This window comes from Caballeronia sp., from assembly GCF_049581465.1.
Taxonomy (GTDB): Bacteria; Pseudomonadota; Gammaproteobacteria; order Burkholderiales; family Burkholderiaceae; genus Caballeronia.
Window position 1 is genome coordinate 1 of the sequence record NZ_JBAUSA010000254.1, and the last position, 3,848, is coordinate 3,848.

5 protein-coding genes are annotated in these 3,848 nt (G+C 64.1%); 1 reads left to right on the forward strand and 4 read right to left on the reverse strand.

Going from position 1 to position 3,848, the window contains the following annotated elements; genetic code table 11:
- Window positions 1-392, forward strand: a 392-nt coding sequence (locus WCA53_RS06315; RefSeq protein ID WP_423907025.1) for a winged helix-turn-helix transcriptional regulator, incomplete at its 5' end; no start/stop codon positions are given.
- A 59-nt stretch (window positions 393-451) separates the two neighbouring features.
- Here WCA53_RS06315 and WCA53_RS06320 read toward each other — a convergent pair.
- From WCA53_RS06320 to WCA53_RS06335, 4 genes are all read right to left on the reverse strand, one after another.
- A complete protein-coding gene (locus WCA53_RS06320) occupies window positions 452-1,072 on the reverse strand; it encodes an NADPH-dependent F420 reductase (RefSeq protein WP_423907027.1) in 621 nt (206 codons plus the stop codon).
- A 166-nt stretch (window positions 1,073-1,238) separates the two neighbouring features.
- Complete coding sequence (locus tag WCA53_RS06325; protein WP_423907029.1) at window positions 1,239-2,180, reverse strand: SDR family oxidoreductase; 942 nt, start codon at window positions 2,178-2,180, stop codon at window positions 1,239-1,241.
- Between the two features lie 171 nt (window positions 2,181-2,351).
- Window positions 2,352-3,311: an SDR family oxidoreductase gene (locus WCA53_RS06330; protein WP_423907031.1), complete on the reverse strand. Its 960-nt coding sequence runs from the start codon at window positions 3,309-3,311 to the stop codon at window positions 2,352-2,354.
- A gap of 52 nt (window positions 3,312-3,363) precedes the next feature.
- Window positions 3,364-3,848: NADPH-dependent F420 reductase (locus WCA53_RS06335; protein ID WP_423907034.1), on the reverse strand; the 485-nt coding region annotated here is incomplete at its 5' end.

Here is a 3,848-nt window from a genome sequence, read left to right on the forward strand (position 1 = left end):
GTTCTCAACATTGCGGTGGCCGTTACTCTTACGGGCTCGCCGCCACGCTCAGCATCATCGCGGGCAAGTGGAAGCCGCTGATCCTGTACTTCCTGCTCGACGGCCCGAAGCGCTACGGCGAGCTCAAGCGCAACGTCCATGGCGTCAGCGCCAAGGTGCTGATCCAGCAACTGAAAGAACTGGAGGCCGATCGCGTGCTGGTGAGGACCGACTACAAGGAGGTGCCACCGCGCGTGGACTACGCGCTGACCCCGCTCGGCCGCAGTCTCGCCGACAAGATTGTCCCGCTGTGCACCTGGGGAACCGAGAACATGGCAGAAATGGTGAACATGCTCGCCGAGCGCGACCGCTTGCTTTTGCCGGATACGCAAGAACCGCTGAGAACGACGTGAGAGACATGTTGTTCCCAGCGGTGTTGTGGACCTGTCGATGAAGACGCGGCGTCGGTGATTCAGCCGATCCCGACGTTCAAGGCGATATCCCAGGTGCCGGCGCCGTTTTTGGCCAGGCCGATCATCATCAGACCGAGCGCCTCGAGCGTCGAGGCCATGTGCAGGCCACCGACATCCAACGGACGCAGCCCGAGACTCTCGATGAAGGTCGAGACGCGCGCCTTGGCCTCCGCATCGTCGGCTGCGATGAACGCGTCGAGGCGTCCGTTCTTGGCAAGTACGTGGCCAAAGACGGTGTTGAACGCCTTTACGACGTGCGCGGTGGCGGGAAGACCCTTGGCGATCTCCTGCGCGCCGGAACTGCCGTGCGGGGTGACGAGGCCGGAAAGGTCCGGGGCGATCGGATTGGTGATGTCGATGATCACCTTGCCTTCGAGCGCGTCTCCGTAATCGGCCACTACCGCCGCCGCACTGCCGTACGGCACGGCGAGGATGACGATGTCGCCCGCCGGCGCGGCGGCGTAAGTCCCCGTGGTCGCTCCCGCTGAGAGCTTATCGGTCAGCGCCCGCGCTTTGGCTGGGTCGCGGCTCTGGACCTCGATGGTATGTCCTGCCTTCGCGATACGGCCGGCGACCGCCGTGGCCATGCCACCTGTGCCGATGATGCTAATAGTGCTCATGTAAAATATCCCTCTGAGTTGGGGTATGCCCGTAATCTGTACGAGGCTTTCGCCCATAATATTTTCCGTGTGCGCCGAGCCACTTGCGTCACCCTCCTACCACTCCGGGAGGATAGTGTCTTGGTCGGGCTCGGCGCGATGCGGGAGTCCCTGCCGTCCGCTTAGCTCAGCTGGCAGGGAAGTAGTGGCCATTGTCCATATCGGCAAACAGGCCGGGCTGCGTTGGTGTCCAGCCGAGCGTCTGGCGCGTGATGGCATTCGACGCCGGGGTATCCAGCGTGACCAGATTCGCAAGGAACCCGAAATACCCCGGCAGCATCAGCACGTCCGCGGGAATGGGCACGGCGGGCAGCTTCAAGCGACTGCCGATGGCCTCGGCGATCTCGCGGTACGGAATGCTCTCGTCTGCAACCGCATGCCAGCTTCTGCCGGCCGCGCCCTTCTCAAGCGCCAGGCGGAACACGGTGGCGAGGTCGCGGGTGTGCACGGCGGCCCACCTGTTCGCACCGTCTCCGGGGTAACCGACGACACCCTTTTCCTTCGCCAGCCCGATCAGCAGCGGAAGGAAGCCGGCATTATCGGTCGCGCTGTGCATGATTTCAGGAATCCGAACGACCGAAGACCGCACGCCTTTTTCGGCGAGGCCGATTACAGTGGTTTCCACGATGTTTCGAACCCGCAAGGTGTACTTGTATGGATCGCCGCCGGGAAGAGGCGGATCCTCCTCGGTGGCCGGCCGACCCAGGTTTTCCCAGCCGGGCGAGCCGATGCTTCCGGATGAGACCAGCGGCTTTCCGGTTCCGGCCAGCGCCTCGCCATATGCGAGCATGATCTGAAGCTCCGCATCGGCCACGGCGTTGATCCCGCCGACCGGAATCAGGTCTTGCCGGTGTGCGACATGGATGACACCGTCAGAGGCGGCGGCCGCTTCTTTAAGACCGTCAAGATCCTCGAGGCTACCGAGACGCGCCTTCGCACCGAGTGCGGACACCGCAGCCGCCGCCTTGTCTGAACGAGCCAGGGCGGTGACCTCATGGCCGGCGGCGATGAGGTCGGAGATGATGTACGGACCGGAATGGCCGGTCCCGCCAGTGACGAATACGTGCATATTAGGGCTCCTGTTGATGATGTGATGCGAGAAGTTCTGCGAGTGCGCTCAACCGAGAAGGCTGGCGCCGAGTGTGAAGGTGACGGGTTTTGTAAAATTCATGGGCAGTTTGCTCATGACTTTGGGTATGACGGCCGGGTGCTTTGCTACCGGCTCCCTGCCGTCAGCTTGTCAGCCGGCAGGGAAGTAATGACCGTTGTCCAAGTCCGCGATCAGGCCGGGCTGAGCGGGCTCCCAGCCGAGAACCTGGCGCGTGATCGCGTTGGATGCCGCGAGGTCCAGCGTCACCACCGCCGTTAGGAACCCGAAATAGCCTGGCAGCATCAGCTCGTCAGCGGGAATGCTCACGGCGGGCAGGCCCAGGCGGGCGGCAATGGCCTCCGCTATCTCGCGGAACCGGATACCCTCGTCGCCGACCGCGTGCCAGGTCTTGCCGGCAGGTCCTTTTTCGAGCGCCAGGCCGAACAAGGAGGCCAGATCGCTGGTGTGCACCGCGGGCCACCGGTTTTCGCCGTCGCCGGGGTAGCCGACGAAGCCCTTCGTTTTCGCGAGCCCGATCAGTTGCAGGCGCCCCGTCGAACTATGCACCAAGGTAGGAATTCTCACGATCGAAGACCGCACGCCCTTCTCTGCGAGCCCGACTACAGCAGTCTCCACGATGTTGCGAGCCACTAGCGTGCCAGCGTGCATGGGTCCACAAGGAAGGGCCGGGTCATCCTCGGTCGCCGGTCGGCCGAGGCTGGCTAGTGCGAGGAGCGGGCCTGCCCGCCCCAAGTTCGTGGGCGCGCCGATGCTCCCCGCCGCAACGAGCGGCTTTCCGGTGCCCGCCAACGCCTCGCCGAACGCGAGCACGATCGACAGCTCCGAGTCGCCTAAGGCAGTGATCCCGCCGGACGAAAGCAGTTCGGCCCTGTACCCGAGGTGGATGACGCCGTCGGACTCCGCCGCCGCCGCCTTCAGACCGTCAAGGTCGGCAAGGTTTCCACGTCGTACCCTGGCGCCGAGCGCAGACGCTGCTGCCGCAGACGTGTCCGACCGGGCCAAGGCGACGACTTCATGCCCGGCGCCGATGAGGTCAGGAATGAGGTATGAACCGACCCGGCCGGTCCCGCCAGTGACGAAAACGTGCATATTAGTAATCCTTATGAGTGACGTGGTGCCAGAAGTCGTGGAATCGGTGCACTCAGCCGAGCAGGCTGACGCCGATTGAGAAGTGGGTGTGCTTGACGGAGTGGCTGAGGAGGCCCAGCGACAGCAGGCAGGCGTGCTCCAGTGTCCGCGCCATGGATAGCGGCCCGGTATCCATTGGACGCAGTCCGAGGCTCTCGATGAACGCCGAGACGCGTGCTTTCGCGTGCTCGTCGTCCCCGGCGATGAACACGTCCAACGGGTGGCCAGGGACGGGACCGGCAGCCAGGACGTGGGAGAACTGGGTGTTGAACGCCTTGACGACTTTCGCATCGACAGGGGCGGCCTTGGTGATCTCCTGCGCGCCGAAACTGTCGCCGGGGGTCACAAAGCTCGTGTGGTCGGAGGCGACGGGATTGGTGATGTCGACAAGAACCTTGCCTGCCAGCTCTTCGCCGTACTGCTTCACCACCTCAAGAACGGCGGAGTAGGGAACTGCCAGGATGACCATGTCCCCGGCCGGGGCGGCGCCGAACGTTC